The organism is Thalassospira marina, assembly GCF_002844375.1.
Classification (GTDB): domain Bacteria; phylum Pseudomonadota; class Alphaproteobacteria; order Rhodospirillales; family Thalassospiraceae; genus Thalassospira; species Thalassospira marina.
The window spans coordinates 2,758,137-2,778,209 of sequence record NZ_CP024199.1; the positions used below are offsets into that span (position 1 = coordinate 2,758,137).

The following is a 20,073-nucleotide window of genomic DNA, read 5'->3' on the forward strand; positions in this document are numbered from 1 at the left end:
CCGACAAGGCCGTTACGGGGCAATTGTAATTTCCACCAGGGCATGGGTGCCGGTTTGCGTGATATGGGCAATGGCGCGGGTTAATGTTGCGGCCAGATCACCGGGTGCCTCAACCTTTGCTACCCAGGCCCGGCTGGCTTGCGCAACACAGGTGAAATCCGGGCTGGGCGTTAACGATGTCAACGGCATGCGATTGGCCTTTGCCGCATAGCCATCGGGATACATCCCCGTGACCGATTGGCGCACGGCCCCCCATTCATTGTTGTTCAACACCAAAATCAACACTGGCAGCGCCATGGCCTCGGCAATCTGGTGGCAGGCCGTGGGATTGGCAAACATATAGGACCCATCCCCCATGGTGGCGATCACCAGCTTTTTGCGGTCCGCCAGCGCAAAGCCCATCGCCGCAGGGAATGACCACCCCAAACCGCCTGAATGCGGTTCCTGATACCATGCCTGGTAATGATCCAGTTCCATGGGTTCCAGCGGGCAGCCCAGTTCGGAAAATACCGTTGCGCCCTTGCCCGCAATCACCGACGACAGACACTTTGCCACAAAGGCCTTGGTCATTGGTGTTTTCGCCCCATCATCGGCCAGTTTTTGGGCGGCCTTGCGGATGGGTCTGTTTTGCGCCACCACCCTTTTGCGCCGTTCTTCGCAGGCATCACGATGGTCGGTAAACCGGGGCGCCATCGCATCAGCCAATGCCAAAATAACATCGGCCGTTTCGCCCGCCAGCGAGATATCGGCGGGAAAATGCCGTGCAGGAAACCGTGAATAAAGCGGGTTCTGCCCTATCTGGATCACCTTGCAATCGGCGGGCAGCGCATGGATATCGGGCCACCAGGGGGCCAGACAATCCAGCACCAGCACAAGGTCGGCATCCTTCATGTAAACGGCGGGGTCCATACCGCCAAACATCGGGTCATTCGTCGCCATGGCTAGCTGAATGGCCCAATATTGCACCACAGGAATGCCCCACTGATTTGCCATTTGCGACAGGGTGCTAAAGCCTTCCGCACTGCCTGCCCCGCGCTGGGCAATAATCAGCGGGCGTTTTGCCTGTGCCAGCATGTCGGCGGCCTGTTCCAGCTGGTCGCGTGGCGGGGCAATGCGCACGGGCTGCACCCGTGATGGCGCATCAATGCCCGTATCATCACAGGTTTCACACAGCACTTCGCGCGGCAGGCTCATATAAACCGGGCCTTTGGGCACCGAACAGGCAATGGCATAGGCACGATCGACCATTTCGGGCACCTGTTCGGGAAATTTCAGTTCGTAATCCCATTTCACCGCTTCACGCACCAGCGCGGTTTGATCGCGCATTTCCTGGCCCCAGCCAATGGGAACGGTGCGCGCACCCAGCCTGCCCTGCTCCATGACCGGAGTCCGACCGGAAAATAGCAGCATCGGCACATGTTCGGTCGCGGCATTAATCGCACCAATCGCACAATTGGCCAGCCCGACATTGGTATGCGCCATCACCGCCTGCGCCCGGCCCGTTGCCAGATAATACCCGTATGCCATGCCCATGGCCGCATTTTCGTGCGGCATGATCAGGGCTTCAGGCAGGGGAATATCCTTTGCCGCGGCTTCGGCCAGCCCCTCAATGATCGGCGGGAAATCGGTGCCGGAATTGGCAAAAATGTAATCCACCCCCACCGCTTTTATCCGCGCCAACACAGCCCCGCCCGCCGTTAAACCTGCGCCTGCCTTCTGATCCGACATTTCACCGCCCCTTTTCATATTTCTATATTTGAAATTTAATTTACAATATAGTATATTACGTGAAATTTTCGGCCGTCAAGCAGCGGCACGGCCCCTATCTGCGTGCGCATTTTGCAAATCGGTGAAAATGGAGACGCATTCGGCGGTGGTGCAGACCAACTATTGTGGCCTTTAATGATTTGCGAGGATGGCGCTGGCACGATTGGCAGCTTGGGCCACACATACCAAAACCGCATTTTTCCAATGCATCCGCGCAGGCAACGACCCCAAAAGAAAGGCACGTCATGACTTCCCAATTGAATGGTTCGGTCCTTAAGGCCTTTCGTATTCTGGAGCTTTTTGCCGCCGGGCGCAGCGAAATGACGGCAGGAGAAGTCGCCAGGGAACTGAAAATCAACCTGATCACCGCGCACCGGTTTCTACACACCCTTGAACAGGCAGGTGCGTTGCGCATGACGGCTCGGGGTGTTTTCAGACTGGGTTATATCTTTGCCGATCTGGGAGAACGCGTTAGCCGCGAAGGCGGGCCTGCCCCGGCATTACAGCCCGTTCTGGATGACCTTGCACGCAAAACGCACGAAGCCTGCATGGCAACCCGATTTGACCATGACAAGGCCGTTTGCATAGCCAAGGCCCTGCCGGAACGCGCCCTTTATGTTGATATCCGCATTGGCAGCCAGCTTGATGCCTATTGCACCGCGCATGGCAAATTATGGCTGGCCTTTATGGAGGATGAAAAGCGCCAGGCCTATCTGGATGCCGCACGCCTTTCATCGCTGACCGCCACGACAATTACCGGTAAATCGGCCTTGATGCAGGAACTGGCGCGCATCCGCGAGGATGGCTTTGCCCTGAATGACGGCGAACGCGAAAGCGACATTTTCGCCCTCGCCGTGCCGGTCTTTAACCGCAACGGCACCATGGTCAGCGCCCTTTCAACATTTGGCAGCAACAATGCCATCGTTACACAGCGCCGGTCCGGCCTGCTGGACCAATTACGCAATGCCGCCAATGACGCGCAAACCGCCCTTTATGGCACTGGCGCCAACGCCGTTTAACCGACGCGGGCAACAAGCCGCGCACCTGCGAATTGACGAACCAGGCAGGCAGCATAAATAGGCAATCCAGTATCGCCGGGCAGGATATGGCAGCCAACCCGGCGAAAACCCAGCAATAAAACCACGTCGTTACCAGGCAGCGACACCCACAACACACACCATATCGCTGTTGCCTGGCAACACCCGTAACATCATCAACCGCTCCCAATTACCCCCCCAGCCCCATACCCGACCTTCCCGGCAAGCCGCCCTTTGACGCCGATTTTGTAAAATTCCGCCTGCCTGCCGTAACTTATTCGCCAAATCATCGCCGTTAACATTGCATCGCCTTGATCTTGGCGGCATAAAGCGAGACGAACATTTTCTGACCTGCAACACAGAAGGCCGCAATGACCCTTTCCCCGGCAGCCCTTTATCCTGATCGCTACGCCCTGTTTGACCGGGATAAATGGCAGACATTGGGGGAAGACACCGCCTTTCACCTCAGCACCGAGGATCTTGACGGCCTGCGTGGTCTGAACGACACCACCGATACCACCGACCTTGCCGAGATTTTCGCCCCCCTTGTGCATTTGATCCGCACCCATCGCGACCATTTGACCAGCCTTAAAACCGGTATGGGCAACCTTTTGGGCACGGCCCCGCGCAAGGCCCCCTATATTATCGGCGTGGCAGGCAGTGTGGCCGTAGGCAAAAGCACCTTTTGCCGTGTGTTGCGCCAGATGCTGGCACAGTCATTTGGCACGGATGGCCGGGTGGACCTGATGTGTACGGACGGGTTTTTATGGCCGCTGGCCGACCTTGAAGAACGCGGCCTTTTATCGCGCAAGGGATTTCCCGAAAGTTACGACCGCCGCACCCTGCTTGAAACGCTTGAGCGCATCAAGGACGGGGCGGAACGTGTCGAAATCCCCGTTTATTCACACGTCACCTATGATATCGACCCGGACCGCAAACAGATCATCAACAGTCCCGATATCCTGATTGTCGAAGGCTTGAACGTGCTTGAAATCAGCACTACGGGCAACCCGGCCGCATCGACCCATGCTGGCGATTATTTTGATTTCACGCTGTATCTTGATGCCGATGAAACCGATATTCGCACCTGGTATATCCACCGTTTTCTGACGCTTAAAAACAGCGTATTCCAAACGCCGGAATCCTATTTCCACCGCTATGCGCATTTAAATGATGACGAAGCCCGCACCCTGGCAGGTGAAATCTGGGCCAACATCAATGCCAAAGTGCTGGAAGAACACGTGGCCCCATCGCGTTTCCGCGCCGATGCCATCTTGCGCAAAGGAAAAGGCCACCGCGTGGAAACCGTTGCCGTGCGCAAACCCTGATCATTACAACGGGCTTAACTGGCAGCCTGCCAAGCGCCCTTAATCAGTAACATGCTACAATGTTAACGCGGGCTTTGGGGGAACCGTGGGTACATTTGCGCGAGCATTTTGCAAAGCCAAAGTAAGCCACGCACAGGAACCCGCAGGCAGGCTGGCCGTTGCGGGTTGGGATATCACGCTTGACAATTTGCTAGGCGCCTAACATATTAGCTAAATGACTAGCAAAAATGATTCACCCCCGCATGATACGCTTGGCGCATGGACCAAGCGCTGTTATTTCGCAGGCCGCGCCGCGATGGAGGCCATGCTGCGCCCCTTCGATCTGGGCTCGACCCAGTGGTATATCCTGCACCAGCTTGCCCATCACGGCCCCACCATCCAGCGCGACCTTGGGCAGCTTCTTCAGATTGAACGTTCAACACTGACCGTTATTGTCGGGGCACTTGTGCGCAAAGGACTGGTAGAGCAAGTACCAGACGAGGCCGACCAGCGGCGCAAGCTGCTGCGCCTTACACCAAGCGGTAACGCATTGTGGGACGAACTGCCTGACCTTTCCATCATCGCCACAACGGCCTTCGGCAACATCAATGACGCTGAAAAAGATGCCGCCGTACGGGTGCTTCGGCATGCGACAGAGCAGCTTAACGCCTTCATTGCCAAAGGATGCAAACCATGACGATACTTCTGACAGGGGTGACAGGCCTTGTCGGCGCACGATTGCTGCCTCGCCTGCTGGCAGCGGGCCACAATTGCCGTGCACTTGTTCGTCGCGGCAAGACCATCACGCCAGGGGCAGATACGGCGGAAGGTGACCTGTTCGATCCCGCGTCACTCGCCCCGGCGCTGGCGTCGGTTACGGCGGTTATTCACCTTGCGGCAGTGTTTCGCACACAGGACGAAGCTCTGATCTGGAAAAGCAACCTGGATGGCACCCAAAATCTGATCAAGGCCGTCGAGGCCCATGCACCCCAGGCACGTTTCATCTTTGCCAGTACCAGCAATATCTATGACAAGGACCAACCGCAGCCTGCCCGCGAGACAGACGCCGTCGCGCCAAATGCAGCGTACCCTGCCAGCAAAATTGCCGCCGAACAGGTGCTAAGGGAAAGCAGGCTGAATTGGTCGATACTGCGTTTCCCCTTCGTTTATGGTGACGGTGACGGGCATTTGGAAATGATACCGGTTCATGCCCCTACGGCCAAATGGCATCCGGCAATGCGGATGAGCACCATTCATCACCGCGACATTGCAACAGCGATGGCAATGGCGCTTGACGGGACGTTCGATGGCCAAATCATCAATATCGCCGATGACCTGCCAGCATCGATGCTTGAGCTCGCCCTGCTTGGTGGCGGACATCTTGATGGATTGGCAGAACCCTTAACCTGCCCATGGCAGTTACAGGTCGACACCACCCTCGCCCGCAGCCTTGGCTTCCGCCCCACGGTGCGAACGGTTTATCAGGCAGAACAGGAAGGGCTTCTTTGACACAGCAGGTTGCAGCGGGCTTCATGAATGGGGTGCCACGCCAATGAACGTCGATGAAAATGGCAGCGCCTGACAATCACGACCTAGGCGCGGCGCACCACACCGGGCGATGTGCCAGTGACACGCTTGAATGCCCGGCTGAATGCAGCAGCAGAGCCATAGCCCAACCGCGATGCCACCATATCAACCGACATGCGATCCCTGCTGATCCATTGGGTTGCCAGGCGCATGCGCAGATCGGTAACATAACGCAGCGGCGTTACGCCGGTAACAGCCAGAAAACGTTCCGCAAATACCGACCGCGACGCCCCCATTTCAGCCGCCATGGATGCCACCGTCCATTCACGGCCAGGATCGCGATGCAGGGCACTTAAAACCCGGCCAAGTCGCGGGTCGCGCAATGCCTCAACCCAGCCACTGGCATCGCCACAGCCACATTCCACCCAGCCCCGGACGATAGATGCCGAAACAACATCGGCCAGGCGGGTAACAATTGCGCCATAGCCTGCCCGCGCGGTGCAAACTTCGCGTTCCATGGCTTCCAGAATGGGCAGGATTTCCGGGCTGCGATCCAAAAGTGTGCCCACCTGCATGACCTGCGGCATCATGCCGATCAACGGGCTCATGCAGCCAAGGTCAAATTCCATACAGCCACTAAAAAACAGAACACCTTCGCCCTGTTTTTCGGGGTCGCAGGCGGTAATTGCATCAACCCGGCTACAGATCGGATCGGCAACAAAGCTTTCGATATCGTTGGCAGTAATATCGGGCGATGATAACAATTCGTGCGAAATACCATGGGGTAGCAAAACCGCATCGCCCGTTTGCAAGACATGCATTTGCCCGGCACTGCATCGCAGATAAACCGGCCCGCGCGCGACAAAGTGAAATTGCGCACGGGCAACATCATCGCCAAAGCGCACACCAAAGGGCGGCGACAGGCGCACGCGGCTGTAATGCAGGCCATTCAGGCGCATTCCCAGCAACAGTTCGCTTATCACGTCGGTTGTGACGCGCCCGGAATCCGCGGGGCGATTTTTTTCGGACGAATGATCAATCATTCAAGATTATCTGGCATAGATCGTCTGGATTTACCAGCCTATTTTAGGATCAATCAAAATATATCCTAAAGACAGGACCTAGATAGTAATGAACATACCAGACGCAACCACCCCCACCAACGGCGGGGCGAGCACGCCCGCCTGGGGCGCCGTGATTGCCATGACGCTTGGTGTATTCGGACTGGTCACGGCAGAATTTCTGCCAGCCAGCCTTCTGACCCCCATGGCAAGTGACCTTGCGATCAGCGAAGGTGTTGCCGGCCAGGCCGTGTCGGCCACCGCCGTCATCGCGCTGATCACCTGCCTTCTGATTGCAACCATCATCCGCAAACTTGACCGCCGTTATGTTTTGCTGGGCTTTTCGGTATTGCTGATTGCCTCGAACGTGATTGTTGCAATCGCGCCAAGCATTTCGTTTCTGATTTTGGGCCGTGTTCTGCTTGGCGTTGCGCTGGGTGGTTTCTGGACCATGTCGGCGGCCGTTGTTATGCGGCTGGTGCCCGAACATCTGGTGCCACGCGCCCTTTCCATCATGCTAAGCGGGGTTTCGGCCGCCACGGTTTTTGCCGCCCCCGTTGGCAGCTACCTTGGCGATATCGTTGGCTGGCGCAATATCTTCCTGATTGCCAGCGGCCTTGGCGTGATAGCCCTGCTGGTACAGTTTGCGACCCTGCCCAAATTGCCGCCGCGCGGCCATGGCAGCCTGCGCACCCTGTTTGAAGTGATGCTGCGTCCGCGCATGCGTTTTGGCATGGTCGCGGCAATGCTGATCTTTACCGGGCATTTTGCCATGTTTACCTATGTGCGCCCGTTCCTTGAAAACGTTACCGGCGTCGCCGTTTCCGGTGTTTCGGGCATTTTGCTGGGTTTCGGCATTGCCAATTTCTTTGGCACCTATCTTGGCGGCATGCTGCTTGAACGGTCCATGCGCCTCACCCTGGCTGTGATGCCTGTGGTTATGGGCATTGCCGGGCTTGGCCTTGCGACCATGCAGGGCGGCGCACCGCTGGCCGATGCGGCACTGGTTGCCGTTTGGGGCGTGGCATTTGGCGCAGTTCCTGTTGGCTGGTCCACCTGGATTACCCGTACCGTCCCCGACGAAGCCGAAAGCGGCGGGGGCCTGCTGGTGGCTGCCATCCAGTTTGCCATTGCACTGGGTGCGGCCCTTGGCGGGGTGGTTTACAATGCCAGCGGCGCGCTGGGCGTTTTTAGCATCAGCGGCTTTTTGCTGGTGATGGCCGGTGTTGTGGTGGCCATGGGCCTTCGCACATCCGCCGTAACCGCCGAACAGAACTGACAACCGTAAAACCGGCCTGCACTGATTAAACCGGACACGCGCAACAAGGCGCAGAAAAAAAGAAGCCCGGCCCTGTTACGGGCCGGGCCAGTCCCGGAGGGAGGTGGGTGCGAACCGCCTCGCACCGCACAACAGGTTTGCACCTGCTTGGGAAACAAAGGTCAGATCACACGGACCCGAACCGGCTGTTCATCCTGCACTTTCAGCCGGTTGCGAATGGGCCGGCCAAAAGTTTCTGACGAAATTTCAAATTCATCGCCATCCTGCACCGTAATGCCATCGGCAAAGCTAAGCGTGGCGGTACCAAAATAATGGGCATGCACATCGCCCGGGCGGCGGAACAGATCATATTTGAAATGGTGATATTCCAGATTTGCCAGTGAATGCGACATATTGTCTTCGCCGCTGACAAACTGCTTTTCCCAGATCACCTTGCCATCACGATAAATACGCGATGTACCCTCGACATGGCTGGGCAGGTCGCCCAGCAGCAATTCCGGGCCAAGCGCACAGGCACGCAATTTGGAATGCGCCAGATAAAGGTAATTTTGCCGTTCCATTACATGGTCGGAAAATTCATTGCCAATGGCATAGCCAAGGCGGACCGGCACACCTTCATCATCGATCAGGTAAATGGCGGCAATTTCGGGTTCTTCGCTGCCATCCAGGGCAAATGACGGGCTGGGAATATCCGCCCCCGGTGCCACAACAACCGATCCATCGCCCTTATAGAACCATTCGGGCTGCACACCTTTTTCGCCAGCCTTTGGTTTGCCGCCTTCGATGCCCATACGGAACATTTTCATGGAATCGGTTTCATCAGCCTGCTTGTTATCGGCCTTGTGCATATTTGCCCGCGCCGATGCCGACCCCAGATGCGTAAGCCCCGTGCCGGTTACCAGAAAATGCGCCGGGTCGCTATGCGTGATGGGCGGCAATAAACGGTTGGTATTGGCAACCGCATCATAATCAATGCGGACATCGCCCATATGGTCACGCGCCGCGGCAACCAGTGTGGTGCCATCGGCCAATGCGGCCTTGGCAAGCCCGGCAATGGAGGCAACGCCGCGCAACGGCACCAGCGTTTTGGCATCCTCGACAATTGCAACGCTTGCATTGCCGTCTTCATCACGAAATTGAACCAGTCTCATGGAATTATCCTGAACATAAACCGGCAGGGGAAAATGCCGGGCAAATCAAACAGCCGCGATTGGCAGCGGGCACAAACAGCAAGGAACGGGCGGCATTAACCGCCCGCAACCATCCCTAAACCCAGCCACCATCAACAATGAAGTTTTGCGAAGTGATCATGCGGCTTTCATCGGATGCCAAAAACAGGGCCATCCGGGCGATGTCATCGGGCATGACCTTGCTTTTCAAGCACTGGCGTTCGGCAATTTCCTTTTCGGCGGCTTCATCCACCCACAAGTCAAGCTGGCGCTGGGTCATGACCCAGCCGGGAACCAGCGTGTTCACACGAATGCCATCCTTGCCAAGGTCGCGCGCCATACCGCGCGTAAGGCCCTGCACGGCAGACTTGGCCGTGGTGTAGCCCGGCATGCCCCCCTGCCCCATCATCCAGCTGACCGAGCCAAAATTGACAATCGAACCACCGCCGGCTTCGATCATCATCGGGGCGATGGCCTGAATGGCAAAAAAGGCCGGGCGAATGTTAATAGCCTGGCGCTGGTCCCAATATTCGGGGGTAACATCCTGCCATTTGTGGCGGGTATCGTTGGCGACATTGTTTAACAGGACCGAAATGGCGCCATTCTGGGCGCTGGCATCTTTTACCGCGCGGCGCAGGGCATCGATATTGGTCAGGTCACATTCGATAAATAACGGCGCATGCGCCGATTTCGGGGCCAGTTCCTGCACCAGTTTCTGGCCTTCGTCACGCAGGATATCCACAAAGGCGACCTTGGCACCCTGTTCACAAAAGGCTTCAACCAGTGCCATGCCAATGCCGGTTGCACCTCCGGTAATAAAAACCGAGGCATCCTGAAGGCTGGTATAATGGGTTGGTTTACGGTCGGCCATGGTGGCGGTTTCTCCCTTATGCGGATCAATATGGTTTTATCGATTTCAGGAAAAACACGAAAATACGTCATCAAACCGGCCGGGGGCATATTACCGGCCATTCCGCCTATTTCCCCAACCGGCCCGTAAATTCAGCCAACCACGTTATCGAAAACGGGTTACCGGGCATGCGCAGCTGGCAGCAACACCGGGGACGGCCATAATTGATGGGCATTGAGGATTTTTCAGCGCAGGATCAACAATTACCAAAAACAGCAATATATCAATGCCTTGCACCAAAAGGGGTGACGTTTTCGCTTCCTCCTGATCGCTGGGTGCGTTTGGCACCCTTATTCTTCATACTATAACAGTAATGATCAATCCGGCGGAACCTGTCAAGACAACAGACAGGCATGTCGTAAAAACATCACGGCTTTTACCCGTGCGGGCAATGGGCTATAAACCAAAGGGGGAAACATCGTACATTCGGGTAGTGCATTGCCTGCCGGTACGCAAAGCCGGTTGACCCGACATGTTATTGCTGGTCAAATATATTCATATGATATGAATAATGTGCCCTATGGGCAAAACCAGTTGGCAAACCCGACCGCTTTGCGCGTGGCACCAAGGAAAATAACAACATGTCATCCATGTCCAGAACATATGCCAGGCGCAGCCTGCACAGCATTGTCGCCCATGATCTGGGCCGGCGCATTGTCACCGGCCAGTTGACACCGGGTGATAATTTGCCAACCGAAGCCCAGCTTAGCGAAACGCTGGATGTATCGCGCACGGCACTGCGCGAGGCGATCAAAATTCTATCGGCCAAGGGCCTGATTGAAAGCCGCCCCAAAACCGGAACCCGGGTGAAGCCCCGGCATTTCTGGAACCTTCTGGACCCTGATGTTTTATCCTGGCATTTCCCGGAGCCCGACCCGGCCTTTTTATATGGCCTGTTTGAAACCCGGCTGATCATTGAACCCAACACCGCCGCCATGGCAGCAGAACGCCGCAGCGACGCCCAGCTTGAAACCATCCGTAAGGCCTATATCGGCATGGAACAGGCCGAACCGGGCACCGAGGCGGTTTATCTGACCGACCTTGAATTTCACCAGGCCATTCTGGATGCCTCGCAAAATGATTTCATGAAATCGCTGGGCATGCTGATTGAAAGCGCGCTGATCGGGTCGTTCCGCATGTCAAGCGGCGGGCCCAAGGCACATGTGCAGTCCCTGCCCAGCCACAAGGCGGTTTATCAGGCAATTGCGGACCGTGACCCCGATGAAGCCCGCAATGTCATGCGCCAGTTGCTGCGCCAGACCATGATGCAGTTGCGCGACGAATTGGGCATGAAAGGCACCACCGACTGGGACCGCATCACCCTGTAATACGCAGTTTTTCAGCCCCGTCATATAGGACCTTTGCAAGCAGATAAATACGGGCCGCCCCACAGGGATGGAGCGGCCCGAACTGTTTTATTGATGCCGGTTTTAACTAGCCCCTGCCCGCATCCCGGAAAAGGACCGGGTGATCAGGCGTTGCAAAACGATAAAACCAAACAAAAGCCCGCCAATAACGATTTTGGTCCACCAGCTATTGAGTGACCCGTCAAAGGCGATCAATGTCTGGATCACACCCATGATGATGCCGCCAAAAAACGTTCCGGCAACAAAACCCATGCCGCCCGTAAGCAATGTGCCCCCAATAACCACGGCAGCAATGGCATCAAGCTCCACCCCGACGGCGGCAAGTGGATAGGCCGATGCGGTGTAAAAGGCAAAGACAACACCGGCCAGCGCACTGAAAACGCCGCTTAGGGTATAGACCTGAATAAGGGTGCGTTCGACGGGAATGCCCAAAAGCTGGGCCGATTGCCGATCCCCGCCAATGGCATAAACATTGCGGCCAAAACGGGTGTAATGAGCAATAACCAGCCCGATCAAAACCGAGGCCAGCATCACCATTGCCGAAGCACTGAGCCAGCCGCGCCCCGGCAGCGGAATGCGAAAACCGGCAAAAGCACTGACGAAATCATGGGTAATGGGTACGGAATCCAGATTGATCAGAAAGCACATACCGCGCAGGAAAAACATGCCGGCCAGGGTAATGATAAAGGGCTGAATATCGAATTTGGCGATAATGAAGCCCATAAAGGCACCAAACAGCCCGCCAAAAACCAGCGATATCAGCACGGCCAGCAACGGATGCATGCCAAAGCCCGTCACCAGTTCGGCCATCAGTACGCCGACAAAGGCAATCATGGAGCCCACCGAAAGGTCGATCCCGCCGGAAAGAATCACAAAGGTCATGCCAATGGCGGTAATGATCAAAAAGGCATTGTCGGTAAGAAGATTGCCCAGCACGTAGGTATCGCTAAAGGCGCGATATTCAAACATGCCGTAACCATAAAGCAGCGCACAGACAGCAAGGGTTGCCAGCAAGGGATAATAGCGTTCATTGACCATTGCGGTTCCTCCTGCGCCAGAAATTGCCCATCATCTGCCGAGCTTTTGGGGCCTGCACCAGCAGCACGATCATGACCACGGCAGCCTTGACGATCAGGGTATATTGCGAAGGCAAACCCGAAAGCAGAATGCCGGTTCCCAGCGCCTGAATGATCAGCACACCAATCACCGTCAGCCCTAGATAAAACCGCCCGCCCATCAGCGATGCGCCCCCAACCACAACAGCCAGGATCGCATCAAGCTCCAACCACAGACCGGCATTGTTGGCATCCGCCCCGCGGATATCGGCAGCAATGATGATACCCGCCACCGCCGAACAGAACCCCGAAATAACATAGGCCAGCACCTTGATGCCGCGTGCATCAATGCCCGCCAGTCGGCTGGCGCGGGCATTGCCACCCACCGCCTCGACAAACAGGCCAAGGGCCGTTTTGCGCATCACCGCCCATAAACCGGCAATCACGATGGCGGCGATAATCACCCGCCAGGGAACACCCACCAGATAGCCGCTGCCAATGGCTTCAAAAAACGCACCATGAAAGGTTACGATTTGCCCATCGGTAATCATTTGCGCGATACCACGGCCCGCAACCATCAGGATCAGGGTGGCGATAATCGGCTGGATATCAAGGAAGGCGACCAAAATGCCATTCCACAAACCGCACAATATGCCCGCCCCCAAAGCAGCAAGGATAATGATGGCCGGTGACAGGCTGGTATCGCGGATCAGAACCGCCATTACCGCACCGGAAATGGCAATAACCGACCCCACCGACAGGTCAATACCGCGTGTGCCAATAACAATGGCCATACCCACCGCGACCAGCGCGGTTGACGCCCCGCGATGCACGATATCGACCAGCGAGCCATATAAATGCCCGTCCACGACCTTCACATTAAAAAAGGCCGGTGAAATGATGCCATTAACGATAATGACCAGCACCAGCGCAATAACCGGCCCCAGCCATTGCCGGGAAGAAAGGGAAATGGCACGCCCGTCCTTGCCGCCATTACCGGCACTGCCCCCATTACCGGAGGATTTTTTGGTGTCTTGTAATGTGGTCATCGTGCAATTGCCTCGATGATATTGTTTTGGGTAATTTCCGCACCGGAAAGCTCGGTTGCCAGTTCACGGTCACGCAAAACGGCGACCCGGTCGGCAAAGGCGACGATTTCTTCAAGTTCGGAGGATGCCACCAGCAAAGCCAGCCCCTCGTCACACAGATCCCGGATCAACTTGATGATATCGGCATGGGCGCCGACATCGATGCCACGTGTCGGTTCATCCAAAATCAGAAAAACCGGTTTTGAAACCAGCCAGCGGGCCAGAATAACCTTTTGCTGGTTACCACCCGAAAGCTGGCCAACGGGTTTTTCCCGGTCCGGGGTGGCGATACCAAGGGCCGCGATCATGTCATCGGCGAATTTATCCTGATCGGCGCGGGGAATGGGGCGTAGCCAGCCACGCCGCCCCTGCAGGGCCAGGGCGATATTTTCGCGAACACCAAGTTCGGGCACGATGCCATCCTGTTTGCGGTCTTCCGGGCACAGGCCGAACCCTGCACGAATGGCCTGGCGCGGGGACCTTAACAAAACCGGTTTGTCATCAAGAAATACCAGCCCGCTATCGGCGCGATGCGCACCAAATACCAGTTCGGCAAGTTCCGTCCGCCCTGATCCCAGCAAACCGGCAAGGCCGACAATTTCGCCACCAGAAAGTTCCAGTGAAACAGGTTTCAACACCCGCTTCTTGCCCAGATTTTTAATTTGAATGCGATTGCCGCGATCCTTGGGCGTGTCCGACGCATGATGGCGGTGCGAACTGATTTCCGCCAGTTCCCGGCCCAGCATATGATTGATCAGATCGATTTGGGGGAGTTGCGCGGTTTCAAAGGTGCCAACAAGGCGGCCATTGCGCAAAACCGTGATGCGGTCTGTGACCTCATAGACCTGATCGAGAAAATGGGTGACAAAAACAATGCCCAGGCCCTTGGCCTTAAGCGCGCGCATAATGCCAAACAGCGTCCTGATCTCGTCCGCATCCAGCGACGCGGTGGGTTCATCCAGGATCAGAACCCGCGCATCAAGGGCAACGGCACGCGCAATTGCCACCAATTGCTGGATCGCCACCGAATAGGAACCAAGTGCGCGGTTGATATCAATATCCAGCCCCAGTGTTTTTAGCGCCTGGCGCGCATCTTCAGCAGTTTTTTTCCATGAAATCAGGCCAAACTTGCGGGTCTGGCGTTCCAGCATCAGGTTTTCGGCGACCGAAAGGGTCGGCACCAGATTGACTTCCTGAAAAACCGTGGAAATGCCCAGTTGCTGCGCCTCGCCGGGATGGCCCGGATGAATTTCGCGCCCATCAAGGGTAACGGTGCCAGCATCGCGCGGATGCACCCCGGTTATCACCTTGATCAGGGTCGACTTGCCCGCGCCATTTTCCCCGAGAAGAGCGTGAATTTCGCCGGAATTTAGCGAAAAATCAACGTCCTGCAGGGCTTTGACGCCGGGAAAGAACTTCCCCACACCGCGCGCAGACAGCACGGTTTGTGCCCGATCTGCCATATGATCCTCCCTGATCTGTCAGGCTGTTGCGCAAAAGGCGTGCCCCCGTTTTTCAAAGGACACGCCATTACGCCAGCCATCAGGCCGGGTGTTTTTCACCCGGCACGATTGTCAGCTACCGCTGCGTTTTTTGTATTCTTCGGCCGCCGTATCAGGCAGGTAAAGCGGACCATTCGCCTTGATCCATTTCGGCACATCCTTGCCATCCATCGAAGCCTTGATGGCATCAAATGCCGGTGCACCCAGATGCGGGTTCAGTTCGATCGAGGCATTGGTGTCGCCATCGGCCATGGCTTTGAAAATGTCGGGAACACCATCGATCGATACGATCAGGATATCCTTGCCCGGTTCCAGCCCGGCTTCCTTGATCGCCTGGACAGCACCCAGCGCCATATCGTCATTATGGGCGTAAACGGCACAAATGTTTTTGCCGCCATTTTCCGCCTTCAGGAAGCTTTCCATCACTTCCTTGCCACCCGAACGGGTGAAGTCACCCGATTGCGAGCGCAGGATTTTCATGTTGGGGAAATTATCGACAATCGACTGAAAACCCGCCTTGCGGTCATTGGCAGCCGATGACCCGACCGTACCCTGCAATTCAACCAGGTCACAAACGCCATTGGTTTTCGCTGCCAGCCAGGATGCGGCCAGCGCACCTTCCTGCACGAAATCAGATGCCACCTTGGTCAGATACAGCGATTTATCGGCAGCAACCCCACGGTCAACCAGCACCACGGGGATACCGGCATCCTTGGCTTCTTTCAAAACCTGGTCCCAACCGGTTTCAACAACCGGTGCCAGCAAAATGCCATCCACGCCCTGCGCAATAAAGGAACGCACCGCCTTGATCTGGTTTTCCTGTTTTTGCTGCGCATCGGAAAATTTCAGATCAATCCCACGCTTTTCGGCCTCGGCCTTGATCGATGCGGTTTCCGATGTCCGCCAGCCGCTTTCCGACCCGATCTGGGAAAACCCGATAATCATTTCTGCCTGTGCGGCAAGCGACAATCCCATACCGATGCACATGGTTGCACCGGCAATAGCCAGCTTTTTAAGCCCTTTCATTATTTCCTCCCTGAATTGGCCTTCTCGACAAAAGCCATATAGTATTACAATATGATTGTTACCAAGACAACGACATCAGCAACCACCAATTGAAAAGCGCAGTTTTCTGCGAATTTTTCAGGAAAAAGAAACGTCAGGGAACAGCCGGAATGACAGCGCAACACGCGGCCCAAACCATCACAACCCTAGAAAACCAAAAGATTCGCGCACGGTTTTGCAATCAGGGCGCGCGAATCATGTATTTAGGCCTGAAAAATGAAGGTAATGATCCCGTCAATATTGCATTGGGATTTTCCTATATCGGCGACTATGCCCGACAGGACAGCTATATCGGCGCAACCTGCGGGCGATATGCCAACCGCATTGCCAAGGCGCGCTATGACAACCATCATCAAAACACTGTGCAGCTGGCTGCCAATGAAGGCGAAAACCTGCTGCATGGCGGGCCGGAAGGGTTTGATCGCCGGATATGGATGGTGATGGAAGAAACCGCCAGCAGCGTGGTTTATGCCCTGTCATCGCCTGATGGCGACCAGGGTTTTCCCGGTAACCTGCATTGCACGGTACGATATGAACTTGCTGGCAACAGCCTGCGATGTGAAATTTCGGCCACCTGCGATGCGCCGACCATCGTGAATATGACCAATCACAGTTACTGGAATCTTTCGGGTCGGTTTGATGGCAGTGCCGCCGATCACGAATTGCAAATCCATGCCGACCAATACCTGCCCGTCGATAATGGCCTTATTCCCCTGCCCGGCCGGGCAGAGGTAACCGGCACAACATTTGATTTTCGCACCCCGCGCGCCATTGCCTCGCCCGAGGAATTACAGGCGGGTAAAATCATCGAATATGACCATAATTTCTGCCTGAGCGGGCGGCGCGGTACTTTGCGCAAAATTGCCAGCCTGTTTCATGCCCCCACCAACCGTCGGCTGACCCTTTCAAGCACCGAGGCAGGGTTACAGTTTTACCCGGCGCGCCATTTTACGCCCGATATGACATCGCAGGATGGCAAATCGCTGCATCCGCAATGCGCCATCGCGCTGGAGCCACAAACATTTCCGGACAGCCCCAATCGCGATGATTTTCCATCACCGTTTTTAAATCCCGGCGATACCTATTCGCATGTCATGGTTTGGCAGATCGAAGGTTAGAAACAAACTGCTTTAACAGGCGGTCAATGGCAAAACGCCCCCCGCCTGTTGCCAGCAACACCACCAGCGGGAAAATCCACAATAACCGCTGGTCCAGCACACTGGTCGGGTCGCCATCAAAAAGCGCGCCCGACATCGCCCCATGGGCATAAATATCGACCAGCGACTGAACAATAATAAACCCGATCATGCCCAGTGCCGAAAGGCGGGTAAACACACCCAGCACAATCAGGATTGGCAGGGTAAATTCGGCCAATGTTCCTGCAATCACAATCAAATGCCAGGGGAAAAAGGCAATCGCCGCCGGGTTATAGGCGTGTGCTTCGGCCACCGCCGGAATGATCTGGGCAAAGGCCCCCGGCCCTGGCATGAAGATGCCCAATGGCCCCATGCCAGGTTTGGTCATGGCGCTGTTCAGATAATAGGGCCACAAGACCGCAGCAAAAACCAGACGCGCGCCCAACCCGCCCAACCATACATCCCAATGGCTGCGAAATATATCGCCCCATCGGGTGATTTGGGTGCTCAGCCTTGCCGTTATCTGCATGTTCAAAGCCCGTCTTCCCCCAGGGTAAATGCACCAAACATCCCCGATGCCAGCAATTGGGCAAAAACCGGGGTGACATCAAAATTGGCATCCTGTGCCAGTGCGGTTTCATAGGCTGCACCAACGCTTTGCCCTGCCAGCAATTGGCGGGCAAATTCGACCCCGGCGCCTCCAAGGCAGGCCTGTTTTAGGGTGTAGTGCGGGCGGGAGATCAAAACCGCTTCGGCCCGGTTGGCAATTTGCACCGGCCCGCTGTTATGTACCGCCCCGCCCTGCTGGCGTTCCGGCTGGTTGGCCTGCCAGATGGCATGAATGGGAAACTGCGATACCACCAATTTCACTGCCGGGTGAACGGCAAAGCACAACATTGCCAGCCTGTCTTCATACCCGACAAGGGACGCGGCATTTATCGCCGGGGCATCCGCCGCATGAAGCACTTCCAGCCGGGCGCGTTCAAGACGGGCGATATCGGGCAGATAGGGCAATTTTGCCGCCACCGCATGTTCCGCCAGGAAACCGGGAAAGCCCGCACCATAAAGCGCAAGCGATGGCAGGCGGTGATTTTCGGTGCGCATATATTCGCCCGCCAGCCCGTAAAAAAACCCATCGCCCACCAGTGATTTTATTACCGGATAGGCTGCTGCCAAGGCTTCCTGCAGGCCACGATGAACATTGTTGCGATAAATGGCAAACCGGCGCGCAGCCCTGTCATTCAACCCGGCGGGATGCGCCGTTGGGTCGTGATCCATCAGGGCAAGGCTAAACGCATGATGAAAGTCGCCTTCAGCATCAGGCATGGTGGTGGTGGCATGCGATAAAACACCGGCGCGTGCCGCGTTCTGATTGCTCATGACGCCACCTTTTGCGCCAAAATATCGGCCCTGTCACCAAGGCCATCCAGAATGGCGTTGGCCTGCTTCGCCTCGCGGGCAAGGGTTTGCCAATCGGGCACGTCATTGTCCCATTCGATCAGGGTTGGGGTGGCACCAATACGTTCCACCAGCCGCCGATACAGCGCCCAAACCGGGTCTGCCACCGGGCGGGAATGGGTATCAATCAGCACGTTATCACTGGTATCGGCATCCTGTTCATGCCCGGCCAGGTGGATTTCGCCGATCAAATCGGCAGGCAGCACATCGACATAATCCCGGCCATCAAAACCCAGATTATGGGCACTGATGAAAATGTTGTTCACATCAATCAGCAACCCGCAGCCCGACTGGCGTGCCGCCTGAATGATAAAGTCGGTTTCGGGCATCGAATTTTGCGGCAGTGCCAGATACGAAGTAGGATTTTCGATCAGGATGCGCTGGCCAATGGCGTTTTGCACCTGGTCAATCGCATCGACAAGATGGCGCAACGACGCTGTTGTTAATGGTGTCGGCAGCAGATCGGCCAGGTATTTACCATCATGGCCCGACCAGGCGATATGTTCGGAAACCTGTGCCGGTTCAAACCGGTCAACAAGTCCGCGCAAGGCGGCAAGGTGGGCTTTGTCCAACGGTTCCCACCCGCCAAGCGACAGGCCAACCCCATGCAGGGAAATGTCGAATTTCTCGCGCAATTGCGACAGCATTTTAAGGCGCGGGCCACCCGCCACCATGTAGTTTTCCGGGTGAACTTCAAACCACGATACCGGATCGGCATTTTCAAAAACGTCGCTGGCATGTTCGGCCTTAAAGCCAACACCGGCGCGCCGTGGCAAACCGGCCGATGGCGGGACATTTTTGAAAATACGGTTCTGCGGATGGTTTGGCGAAAGCTGGTGGTTCGGGTTTGTCTGTGGTGCCGTCATGATATGACTCCCCTGCCCATGATAAAAGAAAAGCCCGGTGCGCCAGATCGCTGGCACACCGGGAAAATGGCTTACATTTCCGGCAGATCGCGGTCGAGCTTGGTCAGGCTGCCATGAACCATGCGGCCATCGGCAGTGGTGAAGGTCATTTCTTCACAGGTGCCAGCCGGAACCAGCTTCCAGGAATTACCCTGATAATCGACCTTGGAAGTACCGGCACAGGTCGTGCCCGGACCAGCGGCGCATTCGTTCTGGCCAGCCATGGAAACACCAAAGCATTTTTCCTGGTCACCCGCTGCCGATGCGTCAGCGGCGGCCATCGTCAATCCGGCAGAAAGTGCGGCTGCCAATACAAGTGCGTTTTTCATTTGCTTTTCCCTTTTTAAAAATTCCCGACGTTACATGTCACAAGCGGTCTTTCCAATTCGCTGTGACAACCCGGTGATAGCAACCGCAAGGCACCCCGTCATCGCAACAAC

19 protein-coding genes are annotated in these 20,073 nt (G+C 56.1%); 7 read left to right on the plus strand and 12 right to left on the minus strand.

What is annotated here, in order from left to right; translation table 11 throughout:
• Positions 1-12: 12 nt before the first annotated feature.
• Positions 13-1,728, minus strand: coding sequence for a thiamine pyrophosphate-requiring protein (locus CSC3H3_RS12570; protein WP_101285033.1), 1,716 nt, complete (start codon positions 1,726-1,728; stop codon positions 13-15).
• A gap of 284 nt (positions 1,729-2,012) precedes the next feature.
• Between CSC3H3_RS12570 and CSC3H3_RS12575 the strand changes: the two genes are divergently transcribed.
• The 4 genes from CSC3H3_RS12575 to CSC3H3_RS12590 all read left to right on the plus strand — a co-directional run bounded on the left by CSC3H3_RS12575 (position 2,013) and on the right by CSC3H3_RS12590 (position 5,620).
• Positions 2,013-2,786, plus strand: coding sequence for an IclR family transcriptional regulator (locus CSC3H3_RS12575; RefSeq protein ID WP_101285034.1), 774 nt, complete (start codon positions 2,013-2,015; stop codon positions 2,784-2,786).
• Positions 2,787-3,175: 389 nt separating this feature from the next.
• Positions 3,176-4,132, plus strand: coding sequence for a type I pantothenate kinase (coaA, locus tag CSC3H3_RS12580; RefSeq protein ID WP_101285035.1), 957 nt, complete (start codon positions 3,176-3,178; stop codon positions 4,130-4,132).
• Positions 4,133-4,346: 214 nt separating this feature from the next.
• The gene (locus tag CSC3H3_RS12585; RefSeq protein ID WP_101285036.1) at positions 4,347-4,808 is read left to right on the plus strand and encodes a MarR family winged helix-turn-helix transcriptional regulator; all 462 of its coding nucleotides are present in this window, start codon (positions 4,347-4,349) and stop codon (positions 4,806-4,808) included.
• A complete protein-coding gene (locus tag CSC3H3_RS12590) occupies positions 4,805-5,620 on the plus strand; it encodes an NAD-dependent epimerase/dehydratase family protein (RefSeq protein ID WP_101285037.1) in 816 nt (271 codons plus the stop codon). The genes CSC3H3_RS12585 and CSC3H3_RS12590 overlap by 4 nt, the downstream gene beginning before the upstream one ends.
• Before the next feature lie 83 nt (positions 5,621-5,703).
• Here the strand turns inward: CSC3H3_RS12590 and CSC3H3_RS12595 are convergent, their stop codons facing one another.
• Positions 5,704-6,681, minus strand: a complete 978-nt coding sequence (locus CSC3H3_RS12595; protein WP_101285038.1) for an AraC family transcriptional regulator — start codon at positions 6,679-6,681, stop codon at positions 5,704-5,706.
• An 88-nt stretch (positions 6,682-6,769) separates the two neighbouring features.
• Here CSC3H3_RS12595 and CSC3H3_RS12600 point away from each other — a divergent pair, with 88 nt between their 5' ends.
• On the plus strand, positions 6,770-7,978 hold the full coding sequence (locus CSC3H3_RS12600) for an MFS transporter (RefSeq protein WP_101285039.1): 1,209 nt from the start codon (positions 6,770-6,772) through the stop codon (positions 7,976-7,978).
• 161 nt (positions 7,979-8,139) lie between these two features.
• Here CSC3H3_RS12600 and araD1 read toward each other — a convergent pair whose 3' ends face one another.
• On the minus strand, positions 8,140-9,129 hold the full coding sequence (gene araD1 / locus CSC3H3_RS12605) for an AraD1 family protein (RefSeq protein ID WP_101285040.1): 990 nt from the start codon (positions 9,127-9,129) through the stop codon (positions 8,140-8,142).
• Between the two features lie 115 nt (positions 9,130-9,244).
• The gene (locus CSC3H3_RS12610; protein WP_101264626.1) at positions 9,245-10,018 is read right to left on the minus strand and encodes an SDR family NAD(P)-dependent oxidoreductase; all 774 of its coding nucleotides are present in this window, start codon (positions 10,016-10,018) and stop codon (positions 9,245-9,247) included.
• A 620-nt stretch (positions 10,019-10,638) separates the two neighbouring features.
• Between CSC3H3_RS12610 and CSC3H3_RS12615 the strand changes: the two genes are divergently transcribed.
• Positions 10,639-11,385 carry a FadR/GntR family transcriptional regulator gene (locus CSC3H3_RS12615; protein ID WP_101264628.1) on the plus strand — a complete coding sequence of 249 codons (747 nt, stop codon included), beginning with the start codon at positions 10,639-10,641 and terminating at the stop codon, positions 11,383-11,385.
• A 102-nt stretch (positions 11,386-11,487) separates the two neighbouring features.
• Here CSC3H3_RS12615 and yjfF read toward each other — a convergent pair whose 3' ends face one another.
• From yjfF to CSC3H3_RS12635, 4 genes are all read right to left on the minus strand, one after another.
• Positions 11,488-12,462 (minus strand): galactofuranose ABC transporter, permease protein YjfF, encoded by a 975-nt coding sequence (gene yjfF, locus CSC3H3_RS12620; RefSeq protein WP_101285041.1) that lies wholly within the window; start codon positions 12,460-12,462, stop codon positions 11,488-11,490.
• Positions 12,452-13,528, minus strand: coding sequence for an ABC transporter permease (locus tag CSC3H3_RS12625; RefSeq protein ID WP_101285042.1), 1,077 nt, complete (start codon positions 13,526-13,528; stop codon positions 12,452-12,454). The genes yjfF and CSC3H3_RS12625 overlap by 11 nt, the downstream gene beginning before the upstream one ends.
• Entirely contained in the window at positions 13,525-15,030 is a 1,506-nt protein-coding gene (locus CSC3H3_RS12630; RefSeq protein WP_101285043.1) for a sugar ABC transporter ATP-binding protein, read from the minus strand. The genes CSC3H3_RS12625 and CSC3H3_RS12630 overlap by 4 nt, the downstream gene beginning before the upstream one ends.
• Positions 15,031-15,141: 111 nt before the next feature.
• A complete protein-coding gene (locus CSC3H3_RS12635) occupies positions 15,142-16,095 on the minus strand; it encodes an ABC transporter substrate-binding protein (RefSeq protein ID WP_101285044.1) in 954 nt (317 codons plus the stop codon).
• Positions 16,096-16,244: 149 nt separating this feature from the next.
• On the opposite strand from CSC3H3_RS12635, the gene CSC3H3_RS12640 reads away from it, so the two are divergent.
• Positions 16,245-17,252, plus strand: coding sequence for an aldose epimerase family protein (locus CSC3H3_RS12640; RefSeq protein WP_101285045.1), 1,008 nt, complete (start codon positions 16,245-16,247; stop codon positions 17,250-17,252).
• On the opposite strand, the gene CSC3H3_RS12645 is transcribed toward CSC3H3_RS12640, so the two are convergent.
• From CSC3H3_RS12645 to CSC3H3_RS12660, 4 genes are all read right to left on the minus strand, one after another.
• Positions 17,227-17,799, minus strand: a complete 573-nt coding sequence (locus CSC3H3_RS12645; RefSeq protein WP_101285046.1) for a DoxX family protein — start codon at positions 17,797-17,799, stop codon at positions 17,227-17,229. The two genes, CSC3H3_RS12640 and CSC3H3_RS12645, sit on opposite strands and share 26 nt — an antisense overlap.
• A 2-nt stretch (positions 17,800-17,801) precedes the next feature.
• Complete coding sequence (locus CSC3H3_RS12650; RefSeq protein WP_101285047.1) at positions 17,802-18,650, minus strand: HvfC/BufC N-terminal domain-containing protein; 849 nt, start codon at positions 18,648-18,650, stop codon at positions 17,802-17,804.
• Positions 18,647-19,594 carry an MNIO family bufferin maturase gene (bufB, locus tag CSC3H3_RS12655; RefSeq protein ID WP_101285048.1) on the minus strand — a complete coding sequence of 316 codons (948 nt, stop codon included), beginning with the start codon at positions 19,592-19,594 and terminating at the stop codon, positions 18,647-18,649. Before bufB ends, CSC3H3_RS12650 begins: the two co-directional genes overlap by 4 nt.
• 71 nt (positions 19,595-19,665) lie before the next feature.
• The gene (locus CSC3H3_RS12660; protein WP_101264637.1) at positions 19,666-19,962 is read right to left on the minus strand and encodes a BufA1 family periplasmic bufferin-type metallophore; all 297 of its coding nucleotides are present in this window, start codon (positions 19,960-19,962) and stop codon (positions 19,666-19,668) included.
• Between the last annotated feature and the right edge of the window lie 111 nt (positions 19,963-20,073).

Excerpts from the sequence above, each read along its gene's own strand:
- CSC3H3_RS12570 (WP_101285033.1), bottom strand. The coding sequence starts at position 1,728 with ATGTCGGATCAGAAGGCAGGCGCAGGTTTAACGGCGGGCGGGGCTGTG.
- CSC3H3_RS12575 (WP_101285034.1), top strand. The coding sequence starts at position 2,013 with ATGACTTCCCAATTGAATGGTTCGGTCCTTAAGGCCTTTCGTATTCTG.
- coaA (WP_101285035.1), top strand. The coding sequence starts at position 3,176 with ATGACCCTTTCCCCGGCAGCCCTTTATCCTGATCGCTACGCCCTGTTT.
- CSC3H3_RS12585 (WP_101285036.1), top strand. The coding sequence starts at position 4,347 with ATGACTAGCAAAAATGATTCACCCCCGCATGATACGCTTGGCGCATGG.
- CSC3H3_RS12590 (WP_101285037.1), top strand. The coding sequence starts at position 4,805 with ATGACGATACTTCTGACAGGGGTGACAGGCCTTGTCGGCGCACGATTG.
- CSC3H3_RS12595 (WP_101285038.1), bottom strand. The coding sequence starts at position 6,681 with ATGATTGATCATTCGTCCGAAAAAAATCGCCCCGCGGATTCCGGGCGC.
- CSC3H3_RS12600 (WP_101285039.1), top strand. The coding sequence starts at position 6,770 with ATGAACATACCAGACGCAACCACCCCCACCAACGGCGGGGCGAGCACG.
- araD1 (WP_101285040.1), bottom strand. The coding sequence starts at position 9,129 with ATGAGACTGGTTCAATTTCGTGATGAAGACGGCAATGCAAGCGTTGCA.
- CSC3H3_RS12610 (WP_101264626.1), bottom strand. The coding sequence starts at position 10,018 with ATGGCCGACCGTAAACCAACCCATTATACCAGCCTTCAGGATGCCTCG.
- CSC3H3_RS12615 (WP_101264628.1), top strand. The coding sequence starts at position 10,639 with ATGTCATCCATGTCCAGAACATATGCCAGGCGCAGCCTGCACAGCATT.
- yjfF (WP_101285041.1), bottom strand. The coding sequence starts at position 12,462 with ATGGTCAATGAACGCTATTATCCCTTGCTGGCAACCCTTGCTGTCTGT.
- CSC3H3_RS12625 (WP_101285042.1), bottom strand. The coding sequence starts at position 13,528 with ATGACCACATTACAAGACACCAAAAAATCCTCCGGTAATGGGGGCAGT.
- CSC3H3_RS12630 (WP_101285043.1), bottom strand. The coding sequence starts at position 15,030 with ATGGCAGATCGGGCACAAACCGTGCTGTCTGCGCGCGGTGTGGGGAAG.
- CSC3H3_RS12635 (WP_101285044.1), bottom strand. The coding sequence starts at position 16,095 with ATGAAAGGGCTTAAAAAGCTGGCTATTGCCGGTGCAACCATGTGCATC.
- CSC3H3_RS12640 (WP_101285045.1), top strand. The coding sequence starts at position 16,245 with ATGACAGCGCAACACGCGGCCCAAACCATCACAACCCTAGAAAACCAA.
- CSC3H3_RS12645 (WP_101285046.1), bottom strand. The coding sequence starts at position 17,799 with ATGCAGATAACGGCAAGGCTGAGCACCCAAATCACCCGATGGGGCGAT.
- CSC3H3_RS12650 (WP_101285047.1), bottom strand. The coding sequence starts at position 18,650 with ATGAGCAATCAGAACGCGGCACGCGCCGGTGTTTTATCGCATGCCACC.
- bufB (WP_101285048.1), bottom strand. The coding sequence starts at position 19,594 with ATGACGGCACCACAGACAAACCCGAACCACCAGCTTTCGCCAAACCAT.
- CSC3H3_RS12660 (WP_101264637.1), bottom strand. The coding sequence starts at position 19,962 with ATGAAAAACGCACTTGTATTGGCAGCCGCACTTTCTGCCGGATTGACG.